At 71.1% G+C, this 19,981-nt stretch carries 14 protein-coding genes; 1 reads left to right on the forward strand and 13 read right to left on the reverse strand.

The genetic code is table 11. The features are described from left to right. Nucleotides 1–61: 61 nt before the first annotated feature. Nucleotides 62–3,658, reverse strand: a complete 3,597-nt coding sequence (smc, locus tag GQQ95_RS11625; protein WP_157427831.1) for a chromosome segregation protein SMC — start codon at nt 3,656–3,658, stop codon at nt 62–64. Between the two features lie 176 nt (nt 3,659–3,834). Between smc and GQQ95_RS11630 the strand changes: the two genes are divergently transcribed. Then, complete coding sequence (locus GQQ95_RS11630) at nt 3,835–4,950, forward strand: GNAT family N-acetyltransferase (RefSeq protein ID WP_157427832.1); 1,116 nt, start codon at nt 3,835–3,837, stop codon at nt 4,948–4,950. Here the strand turns inward: GQQ95_RS11630 and mutM are convergent. The 12 genes from mutM to GQQ95_RS11690 all read right to left on the reverse strand — a co-directional run bounded on the left by mutM (nt 4,877) and on the right by GQQ95_RS11690 (nt 19,980). Beyond that, complete coding sequence (mutM, locus tag GQQ95_RS11635; protein ID WP_157427833.1) at nt 4,877–5,818, reverse strand: bifunctional DNA-formamidopyrimidine glycosylase/DNA-(apurinic or apyrimidinic site) lyase; 942 nt, start codon at nt 5,816–5,818, stop codon at nt 4,877–4,879. The two genes, GQQ95_RS11630 and mutM, sit on opposite strands and share 74 nt — an antisense overlap. 37 nt (nt 5,819–5,855) lie before the next feature. Further along, the gene (locus tag GQQ95_RS11640; RefSeq protein WP_157427834.1) at nt 5,856–8,891 is read right to left on the reverse strand and encodes an alpha-mannosidase; all 3,036 of its coding nucleotides are present in this window, start codon (nt 8,889–8,891) and stop codon (nt 5,856–5,858) included. Between the two features lie 29 nt (nt 8,892–8,920). Then, nucleotides 8,921–9,751 carry a carbohydrate ABC transporter permease gene (locus GQQ95_RS11645; RefSeq protein ID WP_425482573.1) on the reverse strand — a complete coding sequence of 277 codons (831 nt, stop codon included), beginning with the start codon at nt 9,749–9,751 and terminating at the stop codon, nt 8,921–8,923. Nucleotides 9,752–9,759: 8 nt separating this feature from the next. Further along, nucleotides 9,760–10,707: a carbohydrate ABC transporter permease gene (locus GQQ95_RS11650; RefSeq protein ID WP_157427836.1), complete on the reverse strand. Its 948-nt coding sequence runs from the start codon at nt 10,705–10,707 to the stop codon at nt 9,760–9,762. Between the two features lie 3 nt (nt 10,708–10,710). After that, the gene (locus tag GQQ95_RS11655; RefSeq protein WP_157427837.1) at nt 10,711–12,060 is read right to left on the reverse strand and encodes an extracellular solute-binding protein; all 1,350 of its coding nucleotides are present in this window, start codon (nt 12,058–12,060) and stop codon (nt 10,711–10,713) included. A 102-nt stretch (nt 12,061–12,162) separates the two neighbouring features. Next, a complete protein-coding gene (locus GQQ95_RS11660) occupies nt 12,163–13,377 on the reverse strand; it encodes a glycoside hydrolase family 76 protein (RefSeq protein WP_212275406.1) in 1,215 nt (404 codons plus the stop codon). 146 nt (nt 13,378–13,523) lie between these two features. Continuing rightward, nucleotides 13,524–14,753, reverse strand: coding sequence for an ROK family transcriptional regulator (locus GQQ95_RS11665; protein ID WP_157427839.1), 1,230 nt, complete (start codon nt 14,751–14,753; stop codon nt 13,524–13,526). Nucleotides 14,754–14,819: 66 nt separating this feature from the next. Beyond that, nucleotides 14,820–15,482: a ribonuclease III gene (rnc, locus tag GQQ95_RS11670; protein ID WP_425482576.1), complete on the reverse strand. Its 663-nt coding sequence runs from the start codon at nt 15,480–15,482 to the stop codon at nt 14,820–14,822. Between the two features lie 76 nt (nt 15,483–15,558). After that, on the reverse strand, nt 15,559–15,762 hold the full coding sequence (gene rpmF / locus GQQ95_RS11675; protein WP_022887809.1) for a 50S ribosomal protein L32: 204 nt from the start codon (nt 15,760–15,762) through the stop codon (nt 15,559–15,561). A 9-nt stretch (nt 15,763–15,771) separates the two neighbouring features. Continuing rightward, a complete protein-coding gene (locus tag GQQ95_RS11680; RefSeq protein ID WP_157427873.1) occupies nt 15,772–16,308 on the reverse strand; it encodes a YceD family protein in 537 nt (178 codons plus the stop codon). 38 nt (nt 16,309–16,346) lie between these two features. Beyond that, the gene (locus GQQ95_RS11685; protein ID WP_157427841.1) at nt 16,347–18,671 is read right to left on the reverse strand and encodes a transglutaminase TgpA family protein; all 2,325 of its coding nucleotides are present in this window, start codon (nt 18,669–18,671) and stop codon (nt 16,347–16,349) included. Next, nucleotides 18,661–19,980, reverse strand: coding sequence for a DUF58 domain-containing protein (locus GQQ95_RS11690; protein WP_157427842.1), 1,320 nt, complete (start codon nt 19,978–19,980; stop codon nt 18,661–18,663). The genes GQQ95_RS11685 and GQQ95_RS11690 overlap by 11 nt, the downstream gene beginning before the upstream one ends. Between the last annotated feature and the right edge of the window lies 1 nt (nt 19,981).

The following is a 19,981-nucleotide window of genomic DNA, read 5'->3' on the forward strand; positions in this document are numbered from 1 at the left end:
CGGTGCCGCCGACGAGCGGATGCCGCGGCGCGGCCATCGCCGGCCCGCGGCATCCGCTCGGCTAGCTGGCCTTCGCCGTCGGCTCCTCGCGCACGCGCTGGCCGACGACGGCCGAGACGCCGTCCTGGCGCATCGAGACGCCGTAGAGGGCGTCGGCGATCTCCATGGTGCGCTTCTGGTGGGTGATGACGATGAGCTGGCTGTTCTCGCGCAGGTCCTCGAGGGTCGTCAGCAGTCGCCCGAGGTTGGCGTCGTCGAGGGCCGCCTCGACCTCGTCCATGATGTAGAACGGGCTCGGGCGCGCCTTGAAGATGGCGAGCAGGAGGGCGACCGCCGCCAGTGATCGCTCGCCGCCCGAGAGCAGCGAGAGCCGTTCGATCTTCTTGCCGGCCGGGCGCACGGCCACCTCGATGCCCGTCGTGAGCATGTCGTCGGGGTTCGTGAGCGAGATGCTGCCCGCTCCCCCGGGGAAGAGCACGGGGAAGACCTGCGCGAAGGCGGCCTGCGTGTCGTCGAACGCGTCTCGGAAGATCGTCGACATCTTGCCGTCGATCTCCTCGATGATCGTGAGGAGGTCCTTGCGCGTGTTCGCGAGGTCGGTGAGCTGCTCGGTGAGGAACCGGTGACGCTGCTCGAGCGCCGCGAACTCCTCGAGCGCGAGCGGGTTCACGCGACCGAGCTGGGCGAGCTTGCGCTCCGCCGCGGCGAGCCGTCGCTGCTGCTCCTCGCGGCGGTACGGACGGGTCGGAACGGCCGATTCGCCACCGTCGTCAGGCGCCTCGTCGCCGGCGTCCGCTCCGGCGTCGCGGCGCTCGGCCGGCTCACCCGGGCCGTCGACGGGGATGGGCACCTCGGGGCCGTACTCGGCCACGAGCACCGCCTCGTCGAGGCCGAGCTCCGATTCGCCACGCTCGAGCATGCTGCCGAGCTGGAGCTTCTTCTCGTAGATGCGCAACTCGAGGCCGTGGACGTCCTCCGTCACGGAATGGAGGCGCTCGCGCACGACGCCCTCGTCGCGGCGGAGCGCCTGGAGCTCCTCGTTGCGGGCCGACCGCTCGGCCTCGGCACGCGCGAGCGCGACGCCCGCCTCGGCGACCGATGCATCGACGGAGGCGAGCGCGGCGGGCAGCGACGACGCCACCGCGCTTGCCGCGGCCAGTTGAGAGCGGCGCACGACGGCACGCCTCGCGGCCTCCGCCGCGGCCTGCCGCTCGGCATCGTGCTGGGCCTGCATCGCCCGGATGCGGGCCTCCTCGGCACGGACCCGCTCGCGCGCGGTCTCGAGCCGCAGCTTCGCCTCGACCTCGGCCTCGCGTGCGCGATCCAGGCGGGCGGATGCCGCGTCCCGGGCGCTCGGGTCGAGCACGGGCCTCGGCACGGCACGTGCGGTCTCGAGCGCCTCCTTCGCCGCGGCCGACGCGGCCTCGGCGTCGGCGACCCGCTCCTGGGCGTTCGCGACGGCCTGCCGGAGTCGCTCGGAGTCCGCCTCGGCGGCCTCGGCCTGCACGCGCGCCCGGTTCAGGCGTTCGGCCCGCTGTGCGAGCTGCGCGTCGAACTCGCGGAGCGCCGTGAGGGCGGCTTTCGCAGCCTCCTTCGCCCGCGCGTGCAGCTCGCGCTGCTCGCCGAGCTCCGCGCGTCGGCGCTCGATCTCGCTGCGGACCTCGTCGAGGCGCGCCGCGGCCCGGTCGCGCTCGGCGAGCAGCTCGATGCGGCTCTGCTTGCGACCGGTGCCGCCGCGGACCACGTACCGACCGACGAGCGTGCCGTCGCGCGTGATCACGGTCGCGGGGACCGCCCGCTCGGCGAGGGTCGCCTCGGCCGAGCGCACGGCATCGAGGTCGTCGGCGACGAGCACCTCGGCGAGGAGGCCGTGAACGCCCGCGGGGGCGGTGACGACGTCGGATGCCGCGACGAATCCCTCGGGCAGCGCGTCGCCGCTCGGGCGGGCTCCGCCGGCCGGCGCGGCGAGCACGAGTGCGACCCGGCCCATGTCGCCGCGTTCGGCGGTCACGAGCGCGTCGTGAGCCGCGCGAAGGTCGTCGACGAGCACCGCGTCGCTCAACGAGCCCAGTGCGGCCGAGATCGCCGCCTCGTAGCCCGGGGCGACCTGGAGCGATTCGGCGAGGAGGCCGCGCACGCCGGCGACCTTCGCCGCGACGAGGGCGGCCGAGCCGTCCTTCTGGTCGAGGGCGAGCGAGAGGGCCTGGCTGCGGGCGGCCAGCGCACCCTGCTCGCGCTCCCCCTCGTGGAGCTCGTCGCGGAGTCGCTCGATCTCGGCCTCGGCCTCGAACACGGCCGCCTGGGCCAGCTCGTACGCCTCGTCGAGGTCGGTCTCGGCGGTCTGCTCGACCTCGGCCTCGCTCGTGGCCTCGGCGAGCGCGATCGCGGCCGCCTCACGGCGCTGCGAGGAGGCGTCGAGGGCGTTCGCGTGCCGCAGCACCTCGCCGCGCACCGCGGCCAGCTTGGACGCCTCGGAATCGGCGAGCCCGGACAGCTTGGAGGCCTCGAGGTCGTACGCCTGCACCTCGGCGCTGCGCCGGGCGATGTCGAGGTCGACCGCGTCGAGCTCGAGCCGCGTGCGACGGGTCGCATCCTGGGCCACCTCGAGCGCGGATGCCGCGACGTCGATGCCCTCGCGGATCTCGTCGAGCTCGGCGACCGCGTCCTCGATCATCGAACGGGTGACGGTGGGCGCGGCATCCGTCGTCTCATCGGCCGCGGAGAGCAGCGCGATGCGCTGGTTCGCGAGCGAGTCGAGCGACCGGAGGGCGGTGCGGGCCTGCTCGAGGGCGAAGTTCGCGGCGCGGGCCGTGTCGACGTCGTCGCCGAGGTGCGACTGCTCGAGTGCGGTGACGCGGGCCTGGCGCTGTTCGAGCTGGTCCTGCAGCACGAGCCGCTCGGCGTGGCGCTGCTGCTCGGTGCGACCGTGGTCCTCGAGGGCCCGCCGGAGCCCGATGACCTCGTCGGCCAGGAGCCGCGCCTTGGCGTCGCGCACGACCGCCGCGATGGTCGCGGCCTCGCGCGCCACCTCGGCCTGGCGGCCGAGTGGCTTCAGCTGGCGCCGGATCTCACCGGCGAGGTCCGACAGCCGGGTGAGGTTCGCCTGCATCGCGTCGAGCTTGCGGAGGGTCTTCTCCTTGCGCCGCCGGTGCTTCAGGATGCCCGCGGCCTCCTCGATGAAGCCGCGCCGGTCCTCGGGCGTGGCGCGGAGGACGGCATCGAGCTGCCCCTGTCCCACGATGACGTGCATCTCCCGGCCGAGGCCGGAGTCGGAGAGCAGTTCCTGCACGTCGAGCAGGCGGCAGGTCTCGCCGTTGATGGCGTACTCGCTGGAGCCGTTGCGGAACAGCGTGCGCGAGATCGACACCTCCGAGTACTCGATCGGCAGCGCGCCGTCGGAGTTGTCGATCGTGAGGCTGACCTCGGCGCGCCCGAGTGGGCCTCGCGTCGAGGTGCCGGCGAAGATGACGTCCTCCATCTTTCCGCCGCGGAGGGTCTTCGCGCCCTGCTCGCCCATGACCCAGGCGAGGGCGTCCACGACGTTGGACTTGCCGGAGCCGTTGGGGCCGACGATGCACGTGACGCCCTGCTCGAAGGCGAACGTCGTCGGCTGGGCGAAGGACTTGAAGCCCTTCAGCGTCAGGCTCTTCAGGTACACGTGCCACCCTTCCGACTCGCGAGCGCGCTGCGGTCGAGCGTAGCCGAGGTCGAGGCGGCATCCGTTCGCCCTCGCCGTGCTGCAGCCGATCGGCATTGCCGCGGACGCTCGCCTTCGATAACCTGATCGGCTGCGCCGGCGCCGCCCGTGCGGCAGGACGCGAACGAGGAGGACGCATGGCGATCGAGATCCGACCCGTCCCGGTCCCCGTGACGCTCGGCGGGCCCGATGCCGCAGAGTTCGAGGCCATGGCCGAGACCGCCGCGCTCGTCGAGGAATCGGTCTGGGGTCATCGGAGGTTCGCGTACGACGCGTACGAGCTCCTCCCGATGTACCACGACGGCTACCAGGGCCGGCAGGCGTTCGCCGCGTGGAGCGGTGACCGGTGCGTCGGCCGCATCGAGTGCACGTGGGAGCGTGACGCAGCGGCCGAGACCGTCGATCTCGCGCTCGGCGTGCTGCCGGAGGCCAGGCGCGTCGGAGTCGGGACCGCCCTGCTCGCCGCCGGGCGCGCGGTCGCCGACGGGCTCGGGCGCACCACGATCACGGCGATGTCGGATGTCCCGGCGGAAGCCCTCGACCTGCGCGGGCCCAGGCTGGAGGCGCGGGACGGGAGCGGCTCGATCCCGGCGGGCGACACCGGCGCCGCCTTCGCGCTGCGTCACGGGTTCCGGCTCGCGCAGCTCGAACGCGTGAGCGCGCTGCCGGTCGCGGATCGCGCGGCGGAGTTCGCCGAGGCATCCGCCCGGCATGAGGCCGCCGCGACGACCTACCGGCTCCGCTCGTGGATCGACCGGGCTCCCGACGACCTGCTCGACGAGCTCGCGGTCGCCCATGCCGCGATGTCCACGGATCCTCCGTCCGGCACCGCGACCTACGACATCGAGGTCTGGGACGCCGCGCGGGTCCGGGCGACCGAGCAGCAGGCACTCGACGGACGCCGCACCACCCTGGTCACGGCCGCCGTGTCCGACGAGGGCCGGGTGGCGGGCTACACCGAGCTCTCACTGCCCGCGGGCTCCAGCGCGGCGTTCCAATGGGACACCATCGTGCTGAAGGAGCACCGCGGGCACCGCCTCGGCATGCGGATGAAGGTCGCGAACCTCGCCCTCCTGGCCCGGGCGGCGCCCGAGCGCACCGAGGTCGTCACCTGGAACGCGGACGAGAACGAGCACATGCTCGCGATCAACATCGCCCTCGGGTTCACCGTGCGCGGGCTCAGCGCCCTCTGGCAGCACGAGGCCGACGCAGACGCTGGCACCGCGGGCACCGGTGCGACGACCGGTTCATGAACGCCTCGCGGACCATCGGCGTGCCGCAGCGCGGGCAGGGCAGGCCCGCCCGGCCGTAGGCGTTCAGCGAATGGGCGAAGTAGCCCGACTCGCCGTTGACGTTCACGTACTGCTCGTCGAAGCTCGTGCCGCCCTCGACGAGCGCCTTGCCGAGCACGTCGCGAACGGCGCGGAGCAGGTCGAGTCGGCGACGGCGGGTGAGGGAGGACGCGGGCTGCTCGCCGTGCAGGGCGACCGCCCACAGCGACTCGTCGGCGTAGATGTTGCCGATGCCGCTGATGAGCCCCTGGTCGAGCAGCACCCGCTTGACCCCGGAGGCGCGCCGCGACATCCGATGGAAGAAGAGGTCGTCGTCGAAGGCCGGGTCGAGCGGGTCGCGTGCGATGTGGGCGACCTGCGTGGGCACCAGGCGCGCCCACTCCCCCGTCGCCTCGCCGCTGAAGCCGGCGATCTCCGCGTCGGCCGTGGGCACGAGGCGATCGACCGCGAGCGACCCGAAGGTGCGTTGGTCGACGAAGTCCACCCGCAGTTCGCCGTGCGCCGGATGCTCCAGGTGCAGCCGGATGCGCGCGTGCCGGTCGTCACCGGGGTGGTCGGGCGTCCGCAGCAGCAACTGGCCGCTCATGCCGAGGTGCCCGACGATCGCCCGCGGCCCGCCGGCGGAGTCGAGCGGCAGCCACAGGAACTTGCCGCGGCGCACCGCGGCCCCGATCGTCGCGCCCGTCGCCAGCTGCTCGAAGTCGCCGGACGAGGGATCGTGTCGGGTCAGCGCTCGGACGTCGAGCACGTCGACGGCGGCGATGCGCGCGCCGGTGACGGCCGGCGCCAGGCCGGCACGGACGACCTCGACCTCGGGCAGTTCGGGCATCCTTCGAGGGTACCGTCGCCGCCCGGGGCGACGGCCGTCAGCGTCGCGAGAGCCTGAGCGTCACGAGCTGGAACGGACGCAGGCGCAGCCTCGTGGTCCCGTCCCCCGCGGCGACCAGCGCCGACGGTTCGGCGACCTCGCGCTCGAGCAGGTCGGTCTCCGTGATGCCGGCCGACTGGAACCCGACGTGCAGCGCGCCCTCCGCGCGCGCGCCGCGCGCCTCGTAGAGCCGGACCACCACGTCGCCGGACCGGTCCTCCGCCAGCTTCACCGACTCGATGACGATGGCCGGCGAATCGGTCCGCACGAGCGGCTCGATCACCGCCCCCTGCCCCACGTGGCGCAGCGGGAGGTTGAGCGCGTACCCGACCCGGGCCGCATCGAGCACGTCGGCGCCGATCGCCACCGACGTGCGCATGCGATGGCGCCCCTGGTCGCTGGACGGGTCCGGGAAGAGCGGGGCGCGGAGCAGCGACTGCCGGACGAGCGTGGTCGTCCCGCCCGACGCCCGCGTCGTGCGCGTGATGTCGTGACCGTAGGTCGAGTCGTTCGCGACGACCACCCCGAAACCCGGTTCGGCGACGTGCACCCAGCGGTGCGCGCAGGTCTCGAACCGTGCGGCATCCCACGAGGTGTTGACGTGCGTGGGCCGGTGGACATGGCCGAACTGCACCTCGGATGCCGCGCGTTCGGCGTGCACGTCGAGGGGGAACGCGAGCTTCAACAGTTTCTGCCGCTCGTGCCAGTCGACCTCGGTCTCGATCTCGAGTGCGGCCGAGCGCGTCGAGAGCGCGAGGACCTGCGTCACCCGCGAGGCACCGAACCGTCGCACGACGCGGACCGAGGGCCGCCCCGAGGCATCCGTCACGACCTCGACGGACTCGGCCTCGAGCAGGTCGGTGCCCGACCGCTGGTAGTGCTGGTCGAGGTCCCACGCATCCCACTGGGTCGGGGTGTCCCTGAACACCTGCAGCAGGTTGGCGGGCCGGCCTTCGGGGATGGCATTCCTCCCGGTCGCCACGTCGACGAGGGAGACGACGAGGCCGCGATCGTCGATCGTGATCCGCAGGCGGTCGTCCTCGAGCGTCACGCCGCGCTCGTCGCGCGTCGCCGCCACCGCGGAGGCCGGCGCGATGGGGCCCGCGGCCAACGCGGGGACGCCCTCCACCGGGAACGGGGATGCGTTGAACGCGACCGGTGCCCCCTCTGCACCGGGCGCGGGCGCGCCGAGCGCCGAGATCGCCTCGGCGATGATCTCCTCGAGGTCGGCCGAGATGCGCGCGTAGGTCTCCTCGGCGACCCGGTGCACCCACGCGATCGAGGTGCCGGGCAGGATGTCGTGGAACTGCAGCAGCAGGACCGACTGCCAGATCTGCGCGAGGCGCTCGTGCGGATAGTCGGCGCCCGCACGCACCGCGGCGGTGGCGGCCCAGAGCTCCGCCTCCCTCAGCAGGTGCTCGCTGCGACGGTTGCCCGACTTCGTCCTCGCCTGCGACGTGTACGTTCCCCGGTGGAACTCGAGGTACAGCTCTCCGGACCAGACCGGAGGGTTCGGGTAGTCGCGCTCCGCCTCCTCGAAGAAGGCGTGCGGCGAGGCGACCTCGACCGTCGGCGATCCCTCGAGCGACGCGGTCCGGGCGGCCGCGGCGACCATCTCGCGGGTCGGCCCGCCGCCGCCGTCGCCGAAGCCGAAGGGCACCAGCGACACGTTCGACGCTCCCTTCTCCGCATACTGCCGCTGCGCCCGCGCGAGTTCCTCGCCCGAGAGCACGGAGTTGTACGTGTCGACCGGCGGGAAGTGCGTGAAGATGCGCGACCCGTCGATGCCCTCCCACGAGAACGTGTGGTGCGGCATCGTGTTGGTCTCGTTCCAGCTCGTCTTCTGGGTGAGGAAGTACCGGGACCCCGCCGCGGTCGCGATCTGCGGCAGGGCCGCCGTGTACCCGAAGGAGTCGGGCAGCCAGACCTCGAGCGGCTCGATGCCGAACTCGCGCATGAAGAACGACTTGCCCGCGACGAACTGCCTCGCGAGCGCCTCGCCCCCGGGCATGTTCGTGTCCGACTCGACCCACATGCCGCCGACCGGCACGAAGCGGCCTTCCAGCACGCGTGCGCGGATCCGTTCGAACAGGTCGGGATAGTGCTGCTTCATCCAGGCGTACTGCTGGGCCGACGAGGCGGCGAAGACGAAGCCCTCGTCGCGGTCCATCAGGTCGAGCACGTTGGAGAAGGTGCGGGCGCACTTGCGGACGGTCTCGCGCACCGGCCAGAGCCAGGCCGAGTCGATGTGCGCGTGTCCGACCGCGACCACCCGGTGGGCGCTGGCATATGCCGGCTTCGCGAGCACCGGCTCCAGGATCGCGCGCCCGACGGCCGCGGTGCCGGCCACGTCGTCGGGATCCATGCGATCGACGACCGTCTCGAGGGCGCGTCGGATCTCGGCGGTGCGAGGCAGGTCGTCGCCGAGTTCGTCCATCAGGCCCATCAGGGTCCAGATGTCCATCTCGAGCTCCCAGACCTCCGGTTCGCGCAGCGCGACATCGACCCGGCCGAGCCGGTAGATCGGATCGGTTCCCGCGGTGGCCTTGTCGCCGACCGCCGTCGGTCGGAAGCTCCAGTCGCTCCCGACATCCGGATTCGACGCCGCCTCGATGTAGAGGTCGATCCGGCCGCCGGGCCCCACCTCGATCGGGACGTGGTTGTTGAACGGCTCGATCGCCTTGAGGATGCGTCCCCGGGGGTCGAACACGAGGCCCTCGGCCTGGAACCCGGCCTGGCCCGAGAGGAAGCCGAGGTCCACGAGCACCTCGATCGACCGCTCGGACGCATCCCAGCCGACCGGCACCTCCCCGGTGACGTGGAACCACGTGGTCCCCCACGGCTTGCCCCAGGTCGACCCGACCTCGAACGGGTCGAATCGCTGCGTCACCGCCTCCGCGAACGGCACCGGCTCGTCGGGCACCTCCCAGGCGGTGAGCGAGAGCGGTGCGCTCGCGCTGTGGACGGCCGGCTTCACGCGCTCCTCGACGAAGCGGGCGATGCGGGCGCGGACGAGGGAGGAGTTGTCGTGCATGGAGTGGGTTCCAATCGGATCGGGTGCGATCAGCCCTTGACGGCGCCCGCGAGCGCGGACGATCCGCCCAGCACCCGCGAGACGAGGACGTACAGGGCGATGACGGGCACGGAGTAGAGCAGGGAGAATGCGGCGAGCTGGCCGTACGCGACGGAACCGTATTGGCCGAAGAAGGCGAAGATGCTCACCGCCGCCGGCAGCTTGTCCGGCGAGAGGAGCAGCACGAACGGGACGAAGAAGTTCCCCCAGGCGCCGATGAACACGAAGATGAACACGACCGCGAGGCCCGGGCGCATCAGCGGGACGACGATCCTCGTCAGCGTCGACATCATGGAGGCGCCGTCCATCCACGCCGCCTCCTCGAGCGTGACCGGCACGCCGTCCATGAAGTTCTTCGTCATGTAGATCGCCATGGGCAGGCTCGTCGCGGCGAGGAAGAGGATGGTGCCCGCCATCGAGTCGATGAGGTTGAACGCCACGAACAGGCTGTAGACGGGCACCATCATCGCCGTGATCGGGAGACAGGTGCCGAAGAGCACGCCGTAGAGGAACGGCTTGTTGATGCGCATGCGGTAGCGCGAGAGCGGATACGCCGCCAGGACCGCGACGACGACCGTGATCACGGCGCACCCGGCCGAGAGGATCAGGCTGTTCATCAGCGGGATGAACGCCTTCTCGGGCGTCATGACCTCGACGAAGTTCTGCAGCGAGAGCTCGTCCGGCAGCTTGATCGAGAGGGTCGCCCGTTCGTCGAGCGAGGCGAGCACGAGCCAGACGAGCGGCAGGGCGAAGGCCAGGCCGACGAGGAGCAGGACGCCGTTGGAGACGAGACGCAGGCTTCGACGGCTGGGAGAGGTCATGCCCATGGTCAGTCCGCCTCCGGCTTGAGCGCGCGCAGGTAGACGATGGAGAACAGCGCCCCGACCAGGAGCAGGATGGTGGCGATCGCGGTTCCGAATCCGAGCTGTCCGAACTGGAACGCCTCCTGGTACGCGAGCACCGGCAGGGTGGAGCTGTCGGTCCCCGGCCCGCCGCCGGTCATCACGAAGATCAGCGTGAACACGGACAGGGTCTGCAGGGTCGTGAGCATGAGGTTGGTGGTGATGCTGCGCCGGATCATCGGCACGGTGATGAACGCGAGCCGCTGCCACCCCCGCGCCCCGTCGACCTCCGCCGACTCGGTGATCTCGGCGGGCACGTCCTGGAGCGCCGCCGAGTACACGAGCATCGAGAACGCGGTGCCACGCCAGATGTTGGCGAGGATCACCGCGAGCATCGGGGTCGCGTAGAGCCAGTTGGTGCCCTCGAGCCCCGCCCAGGCGAGCATCGTGTTGAGCGTGCCGGTGTCGTTGAAGAACGCGTAGGCGGCGAACGAGGCCACGATCTCGGGGAGCACCCAGGCCGTCACGACGAAGGTGCCGACCAGTCCCCGCGCGATCCCGCTCGAGGAGCGCATCAGCAGCGCGAGGCCGAGCCCGATGACGTTCTGGCCGATGATCGCCGAGGCGACCAGGAACACGAGCGTCAGCATGACCGACTTCGGGAAGTCGGGGTCGGCGAACAACTCCGCGTAGTTCTGGAATCCCACGAACGACGAGCCCTGCGCCGAGGCGCCCGTGAGGGAGGCATCCGTGAACGAGCCGTAGAACGAGCTGATGACGGGGCCGAGCAGGAAGATGACGAGGAGCACGATCGCCGGGAGCAGCGGGATGCTGCGCACGAGCGACCTGCGGGCCCCGGCCCTCCGCCGGCCGGGCCGGGGAGCATCTCCCCGGCCCGGCGCGGTCGCGGGCGGCGCCGCTGCGAGCGTCGACATTGGCTACTTCGCGCTCGTCGTGTTCTCTTCGCCGACGATGCCGGCGACCGCGTCGTCGTAGGCGGCGGCGGCCTCCTCCGGCGACTGCTGACCGGTCATGACCGCCTCCATGGCGATGGTGATCTCGCTCGAGATCTGGCCGTAGTCGCTCGTCGCCGGTCGGAAGTTCGTGACCTCGACGATCTCGGAGAAGAACCCGAAGGTGGGGTTGGCCGCCTGGTAGTCGGGGTCCTCGGAGACATCCCCGCGGACCGCGATCTGGCTTGCCGCGATGTCGTAGGACTGCGAGTTGTCCTTGTCGAGCGCCAGGGCGATGAAGTCCCACGCGGCATCCTTGTTCGCGGACTTCGAGCCCATCGCGAGGGTCCACCCGCCGGACATGCTGGTCGCCCCCGGCTCCTGGCCCTCCTGGGTGGGCATCGGCGCCTGGGCCATGACCTCGCTCCACTCGGGCCACGGCGCCGTGCCGGTCTCGAGCCACGTTCCGCTGAGCCACGACCCGTCGAGGCCGATGGCCAGCTCGCCCTGCGGGAACCATTCGGCGGAGACGAGGTTCCCGACGTTCTTGTCGAGCGCCTGCTCGGGGGTCGGGCCGAGCCCGCCCTGGTACAGGTCCTCGATGAAGGCCAGCGAGTCGACGAAGCCCTGCGAGCCGGTGACCCACTTCTTGGAGTCAGCCTCGTACAACGTGTCGCCCGTGCCGTAGAGCAGCATCTCGAAGCCCTGCATCGCGGCCGCCTCGCCCTGCGCCTTGCCCGAGTAGACGTTCAGCGGCACCACGTCGGGCAGCTCGGCCTTGACGCTCGCCGCGGCATCCAGGACCTCGTCCCAGGTCTTCGGCTCCCACGGGACGGGCAGGCCGGCCCGCTCGAAGACCTCGGTGTTGTACCAGAGCGCGCGGGTGTCCGTTCCCATGGGGATGCCGTAGGTCTTGCCGTCGCCGCCCAGGCCCGCGCTCTTGGCGTTGTCGTAGAACTGATCCCAGTCCTCCCACTCGGCCGTGTACTCGTCGAGGGGCGCCAGGTACCCGGCGTCGGCGTCGGACTCGACCATGAACGTGTCCTCGTACATGACGTCGGGTGCCGTGGACGCCGACTTGTTCATGAGCGCGAGCTTGGTGAAGTAGTCGTTCTGCTGCGCCTCGATGGGCACGAGCTCGACGGTCATGCCCTCGTTCTCGGCCTCGAAGTCGGCCTTGACCTGCTTCATGTGGTCATCGAGCTGGGTGAAGGTGCCGAACTTCTGGTAGGCGACCTTGATGGTGTCGGATGACCCGCCGTCGTCGGCCGAGCAACCCGAGAGGGCGAGCAGGCCGGCCGCGGCGAACGCGGCGGCCGTGATGGTGCGCTTCATCGAATCTCCTTGTGAGTACCTCTGGTGGACGCCCGCCGATGGCCTCACTGCTGCCGGCGGACGGTCTCGGTGGTCGAACGGATGCCGGCGGCATCCGCCGTCTCAGTACAGGTCGCGCCACTGGCGCGGCGACCAGGCCAGGACCGCGTAGATCTGGGTCATCGCAGCCTGTTCGAGCAGTTGGGTGTGCTCGCCCTCGAAGACGAACAGGCCGGTGGAGCGATCGCGCTGCTCGGCCCACACGCGGTCGGCGTAGTCCTGCATCGCCGTGCGATAGGTCGACCCGCCGGTCTCGGACTCGAGGAGCAGGAGGTTCTTGAAGAAGATCGAGTTGAAGAATGCGGGCTGGTCGTCGAGGCGTCCCTCGGTGACGTAGTAGCGGTACGCGGCCTCCGCTATGCGCTTCGCCTCGTCGAGATACCGACGCTCGCCCGTCACCTGGGAGAGCAGCACGTTGACCCCGACGGGGACGCCCTGGTTGTACGACCACACCGTGGGCTCGATGACCCCGGCGAGGTCGACGTGGTCGGAGTACAGCCCGTCGGGACGCTGCAGGTTCTCGTTCGTCCAGTCGTACATCTTCAGCGCCCAGTCGAGGTAGGACTGCTCACCGGTGATCTGGTGCAGGCGCAGGCCCAGCTGCGCGCCCGGCATGTTCGACACGGTGTTGCGGTCGCTGCTCCAGGGCGCCTGCGTCCAGAAGACGCCGCCCGGGTTCGGGTGCGTCGGGTCGGTGTCCCACCCGGAGACGACGAGCGCGAAGATCTCCTCCGCGCGGGCCAACGCCGCCTCATCGCCGTCGGTGAGGTAGCGCTGCACGTCGAGCAGGCCGACCCACTCGTTGTCGTCGTAGAAGTAGTCGCCGCCGTCGCCGTACGCGCCGACCGGGTAGGAGGCGTATCCGGGAAGGCCCGTCGTGCCGCCGTCGGCGTCCCAGTAGTGCTCCTGCGCGGCGGCCGCGGTCGCGAGGTCATCGTCGTAGCGGTGCCCGGTCAGTGGCTGGTTCGCGAGGTCGGCGATGGCGATGTGCGCCTGGGAGAACGGCCATTCGAACGCGTACGGCCGGTCGTCGGCCTCCGCGGGAACCTGCTCGAGGTAGAGGCCGCTGCCGTCGTCGACCGAGAAGTGCTCCTGCATCGCCCGGAAGGCGGCGTTGGCGCGAACCGAGTTCAGCACGCGATCCACTGCGGGATGGCCGTGCCCCGTCTGCCCTGCGGGTACTGGAGCGGCGACCGCTGCGGGTGCGACCGCCGCGCCTGCCAGCGCGAGCGCCGAAGCCGTCGCGATCGCGAGCGCTCCGTTGAGGCGCCTCTTCATCATGGATCTCCTTTGATTCCAAGTGATGTCCCCCGCTGTCACCCGATCGGGGGGTCCGATGCGTATAACTAAAACGCATGGACTAATCCATGTCAACCGTTTCCCCACCACGTGCACGAGCACCGTGGTCGACCGGACCCGCCGCGTCAGGTCGTGATGAGGAGCGCCGAGGGCCGCGGCGAGAGGACGTCATCGAGCACCAGGCACGCCGCGCCCACCGCCGCCACGTCGTTGCCGATGCTCGACACCGTCACGGCGATCGGATGCGTGGTCACGAGCGCCGGCGACGTGTTGACGAGGACCGAGATCCGCTCGAGGACCGATCCGGAGATGTGGTTCCAGTACGGGCCGCCGAACACGACCGTGTCGAGGTCGAGCAGGTTCGCGACCGTCACGACGGCGACCGCGATCCGCGCCGCCACCACCTCCAGCGCTGCGGATGCCCCGCGGTCGCCCGACTCCGCCAGGAGTGCGATGCGCGCGAGGGCCTCGTCGACCTCCACGGCGTCGGGCCGGCCCGCATGCGCACCGATGAGCCCCGTCGAGATCGCGCCGGCGACGACGCTCCGCGGCATGATCGCATCGCCGAGGCACCCGCGGCGGCCGCAACTGCACAGAGGTCCATCCGGATCGACGATGAGGTGGCCGATGTCGCCCGCATTGCTCGTCGCACCGCGCACGGCCTCGTGGCCGATCGCCAGGCCCAGCCCGACGCCGGTGCCGTAGTAGAAGAACATGAAGTCATCGCGCTCGTGCGACGACCCCGTCCACAACTCCGCGATCGTCGCCGCGGTCACGTCCTTCTCGAGCAGGACCACGAGCCCCGTCGCCTCCGCCAATGCGTCCCGGAGGGCGACGCCGTGCCAGCCCTCGAGCAGCGGCGGGTCCAGGACGACGCCGCGCTCCAGGTCGAGCGGGCCGGGCGCCGCGATGCCGACTCCGAGGATCCTGGCGGGGTCCACGCCCGCTTCGACGATGATCGCGTCGATCGACTCCCGCATGCGCTCGACCATCAGGTCCGGAGCGACATCCGAGGGCGTCGTCGAGGCGCTGTGCGCGACCACCCTGCCATCGAGGTCGAGGACCACGTAGGTCACGACCGACGGATCGAGGTGCACCCCGATCGCATAGCCGCCCGAGGGATCCAGTTGGAGGATGATGCGGGGCTTGCCGACCCCGAGGATGCGCTGACCCGCCTCGCGGATGACGCCGTCGTCGAGGAGCCGGCGCGAGACGTTCGACACGGTCTGCGCGCTGAGCCCTGTCTGCTCGGCGATCTCGACACGGCTGAGGCCCTCGCGACTGCGGCGGATGGTGTCGAGGATGACGATCTGGTTGAAGCCGCCGAGGGCATGGACGTTGGTGCCTCGGCGCATGCGTCACTCCCTCGAACCGTCTGCCACCCAGTATGACGCTCGGCCCGACGGATGCACGGAGGAGGCTCAGGCCGAGTTCAGCGACGTCCAGGCCTCGAGGGCTGCCGCCATCTCGGCCTGCTTCTTGCTCGAGCCCTCGCCCGAGGCCGTGACCAGCGCGCCGACGACGACGGTGGCGACGAAGTGCTTGTGGTGGTCGGGCCCGCTCTCGACGACCGTGTAGACCGGCGGCGCGACGTTGCGCTTCGCCGCGATCTCCTGGAGGCTCGTCTTCGGGTCCATCGACGCGCCGAACCGATCGGGGTCGAGCATGAGCGGCGAGATGAGGCTCAACACGAACGGCGTCGCGACGTCTCCGCCGCCGTCGAGGTAGACGGCGCCGATGATGGCCTCCACCGTGTCCGCGAGGATCGACGGCTTCTCGGCGCCACCGGTGAGGGTCTCGCCGCGGCCGAGCCGGATGTAGGGTCCGAGTCCGATCGAGCGCGCCACCTCGGCAAGTGCCGCACTGGAGACCAGGCTCGCCCTTCGCTTGGCGAGTTCGCCCTCGTCGAGGTCGGGGTGATCGCGGAACAGCCGCACGGTCACGGCCTGCCCGAGGATCGAGTCGCCGAGGAACTCGAGCCGCTCGTTCGTCGCGATGCCGCCGTTCTCGTACGCGAAAGACCGGTGCGTGAGCGCCAGGAGCAGTAACTCGGGATCGATCTCGATGTGCAGCTTCTGCTGCAGTTCTTCGAGGTTCGGCTTCTCGAGCCCTCTGCGCTCCGTGCGCGTCACGACCGGTCGATGCTGCGTCAGGCGTCGACTAGACGTCGGCGACCTTGCGGCCCTTGTACTCGAGGAACAGCGGGGTGCCCGCCGAGTCCTCGACGACCTTCGCGCGGTGAGGGAGGCTGTAGGTGACCTTGCCGTTCTCGACGGTCTTCACCAACGTGGGAACCTCAGCCTTCCACTGCGAACGACGCGCGTGGGTGTTTGCTCGCGACTTCTTCCGCTTGGGAACAGCCATGACACTCTCTCAATCTCTCTTCGGGTCGGCGTCGGATGCGACATCCGGGCCCTGGTCTTCGGAAGCTTGGAACCCTGCGAGCGCGGCCCATCGAGGATCGCGCACATTCGGGGAGTCGAGTTCCGGATGATCAGCCAGTCGCAACCCGGTCTCTGGGTCGAGACCCGGGCAGTCCGGCCGGCAGACCGGCTGGAACGGCAGTGACAGCACTACCGCATCTCGGATGAGTGGTTCAAGATCCACGTGGTCGTCTTGAACCTCGAACTCGAAAGCTTCTCCAGAATGATACGCGAAAAGCTCTTGGAACTCGACTTCGACAGGCAGGGCGATGTCGATGAGGCATCGACCGCACTCCCCCTCGGCCACCGTATCGACGCTCGCGCTCACGAGGATGCCCTCGTGAACGGATTCCAGACGCACGTCGAGATCGAGTTCGGAACCCTCGCGCACGGCGACGAGTCCCTCTCCGAAGGGCTCGCGCGCGGGCACCTGGAATCGGTGCTCGCGCATCTCGCCCGGACGGTTCAGGATGTCGCGCACGTTCATGCGGAACGGCGAATACTGGATGGCCACGAACGACGAGTCTACGCTCCGCCGCCTGCACGAACGCCGGGTACGCGCACGACACGCTCCACGAGCGACCGTGGAAGCAGCGCAGCCGCCAGGCGGTCTCGTGCACCGGCATCGTGCAGCATCGCCCGTCTGACCGCTCGAAGGTCGTCGGCGAGCGCATGACGAGCCTGCGGTGGCGGCTCGACGACATCGTCGGGCCCGAAGCGCGCACGCTCGACCGCGTCGCGCAACCGCAGCATCGCCGCGCTCGTGTCGGGATCGCGGAAGGCCGGTCGCCCCGCCACCGACGAGGCGATCGCGCGAGGCGTGCCCGAGGCGATGCCGATGCCGAGGTCCGCGGCCGTGGCGACGAACTCCTGCCAGGCGGCATCCGCCGACCGATCGCCGCGCCGGATGCGACGGTGCCGCATCGCGCGTTGCAGGACGCGGGTCAGCGCGGGGATGGACAGGAGCGCCGCCACGCCGAGCAGGAGCGCCACGACGCGCCATGAGCCGCTGTTCGTGAACGGATCGCTCGCGGGCCCGGCGAATCCGCGGTCGGGGTCGAGGTCGGGTCGTCCGCTCGGCGCCGTCGTCGACGCCGGCCCCGTGGGGAGGACGGAGGTCGGCGACTGGCCGGCACCCGGTCTCGAGTACGCCGGCACCGAGCCCCGGCCGGGCGTCGGCTCGAAGGGCACCCATCCGACGCCCTCGAAGTACAGCTCCGGCCACGCGTGCAGGTCGTGCGAGTCGACCTCGACCCGCTGGACCCCGTCGACGCGTTCGGTCGTCGGCGATCCGGAGGTGTACCCGATCGAGATCCGCGACGGGATGCCCGCCTCGCGCGCGAGCACGGCCATCGTCGACGCGAAGTGGACGCAGTACCCCTGCTTCTGCTCGAGGAACGACCCGATCACCTCGAAGCCCCCGCCGTCGTAGCCGCCCTCGACGGGCGCCTCGGTCGAGTACGCGAACTCGGGCGAGCGGAGGAAGGCCTGGATCGCGACGGCCGTGTCGTAGGCGGAACCAGATCCGGACGCCAGGCTCGCCGCGGTGGCGGGGATGATCTCGGGGATCTCCTCGGGCAGCTCGAGGTAGCGGCCGTCGATGCCCGCCGACGAGCCGGCACCTCGAAGCTGCTCGACGGTCGGCTCGACCTCGAGCCGCGTGACCTCGTAGCGCTGCCCAGCCGTGTTGGTGTCGGCGCTGCGCACGGTCAGCGACTCGTCGTCCCAGAACCACGAGCCCTGGAGCCCGTCGATCCGCGTCGACGGGTACGGGACCGGGAGCCACGTCGTGCGGACCTCGTTGACGAGCACCTCGATCGGATGCTCGGATGTCTCGACCTCGGCCTCGAGGCCGACGGGAGCGCCCATCGCGTCCACCGTGTTGTCGCCGTCGACCGGGCGGTCGGCGACGGACCACACGTCGCCCTCGAATCGGTCGAGGGTGAGCAGGGTGAAGTTCGGCCGGTCGCCGTCGCGCGCCAGGTAGCGGAACGCCGGCCGCGGCTCGGGCCGGCGCAGGTCCTTGCCGAGGTCGATGAAGGGGCTCACGCCGCGGGCGAAGAGCGTGCTCTGCGACCCGGTGCCGAGCAGGAGGCTCGAGGAGATGCTCGGCGTCGAGGCCGCGAGCATCGAGGCGACCACGATGCCGACGCCGGCCACGCCGAGCGATGCCCCGAGCGTCGACGCGACGGGCACCCGTCGCGGCGCGGTGACCGTGGCGATGCCGTCGTCGCGGTCGAGCTCGAAGCGGGCGCTCCGGTTCACCCTGACGTCGACGCGCAGGAGCAGCAGGTACGACGCCGCGACGAGCACGAGGACGGGCAGCCCCACGCCCGTCTCGACGATGAACCCGGGGATCAGCAGCGGCACGATCACGGGTACGGCGGCGAACGCCGGTCGCCGTGCGACCTGCACGAGGATGTCGAGCAGGATCGAGAGCACGCCGACGCCGAGCGCGAGCGCGAACGAGAGCGCGGGCACGGTCACCGCCGGCACCGACTGCTGCGCGATGGTGCGCTGCGCGCCGCTGAACAACTCGCCGAAGAGGCCGAACGTCTCGGGGGTCGGCACGAGGAACAGCAGGCTCGTCGACCCGCCGAACAACAGGGTCAGCAGCATGAGCAGGACGACGGCCTCGAGCAGGGGCACGAGCGCGCCCCGCACGCGCAGCGCACGCAGGCCCGCACCTGCGAAGAGGACGCCGGCCGACACGAACGCGCAGAGCCACCACCACGCGCTGCTCGCGATCAGTGGGCCGAGCGCCATGATGGCGGTGGCCATGAGGACGAAGGACGCTGCCGTCAGGCCGAGTCGCTGGGCGGCCGTGAGCACCGGCTGGTCAGGATGCATCGCGCACCGCCGTGGATGCGATGGCGGTCCAGGCGCCATCGAGGTCGGATGTCCGGCGAACGGTGACCACGTTCCAGTCGGCGTCCTCGAGCATCTGGCGGACGACGGAGGACACGGTGGCGGTGACGAAGGCGATGGCCGGTTCGAAGGACGGGCGAAGGGCCACGAGCGCGCCCGCATCGGCCTGGCTCGGATCGGCGAGCACCGCGAATCCCGGCTCGCGCGCGTCGCGACCGCGCGTTCGCACCTCGGATGCCGCGCGGCCGTCGTCGGCGCGCCCTCGGTGCGCCGCGGCATCCACGCGTGCCAGGTCCTCGAGCAGCAGGTGCTCGCCGCCCGGCATCCGGTAGGAGCCGTCGAACGGCGCGGAGGGACCGAGGCCGCGCTCATGGTCGGTGATGCTCGTGCACCTGAGACGGAAGCCGTGCTCGAGCAGGTGCACCCCGACGGATGCGGCGACCTCGACGGCGAGCTCGAAGCGCTCGTCGACCTCGGGCGAGCGCTCGTGATGCACGGCGAGACCGCTTCGCGCGCCCGTCGGCACGTCGAGCAGGACGCGGGCCTCGGGGTCGCCGCGCTGCTCCTCCTCACGGACCATCAGCTCGCCGCGACGTGCCGTCGCCGGCCAGTTCACCCGGCGGAGCGGGTCGCCGTAGCGGTACTCGCGGGCGATGAGCTCATCGGAGTTCGGGTGGTTGCGTCTCTGCAGGCCGTGCACGACGCCGTCGATGCTCGCCGCGGTCGCGAGGGCCTCGGACAGCGGCGTGACCCGTGGGGTCACGAGCACCTCGTGCGCGGCGCCGGCGTCGCGCTCGACACCCGCGAGCGCGAACGGGTCCTGCACGCCGATGCGCAGGGGGCCGACCGGGAAGACGCCGCGACGCGGCATCCGGAGGCGGTACTCGACGCGTACCCGGTCGTCTCCCGACGGCAGCACGGCCTCGTACGGCCCGAGGGCCGGCAGCAGCGTCTCGGGCGGAGCGAGCGCCCCCTCGGGCGCACGGTCTCGCCAGTGCGCTCCATCGAGGGTGCGCGTGCCCCGGTTCTGCACGACGAGCGAGACCCGCGTCGACTCGCCGGCCGGGACGACGGCCGGTGCGAATTCGCGCTGCACGGCGAGCCGAGGCCGCCTGAGTGCGACGAAGACCGCCGCGACGACCGGCATCGCCACGCCCACGAACGCCAGCACGAGGATGTCGCGCAGGTCGAACCAGAGCGAGACTCCGGCCATGAGCACGCCGACCACCATGAGGGCGATGCCGCGTCGGGTGAGGCGGGGCCAGGTCGGGTGCGTTCGGGGGCGGGGCATG

Source organism: Agromyces salentinus, assembly GCF_009749395.1.
GTDB lineage: Bacteria > Actinomycetota > Actinomycetes > Actinomycetales > Microbacteriaceae > Agromyces > Agromyces salentinus.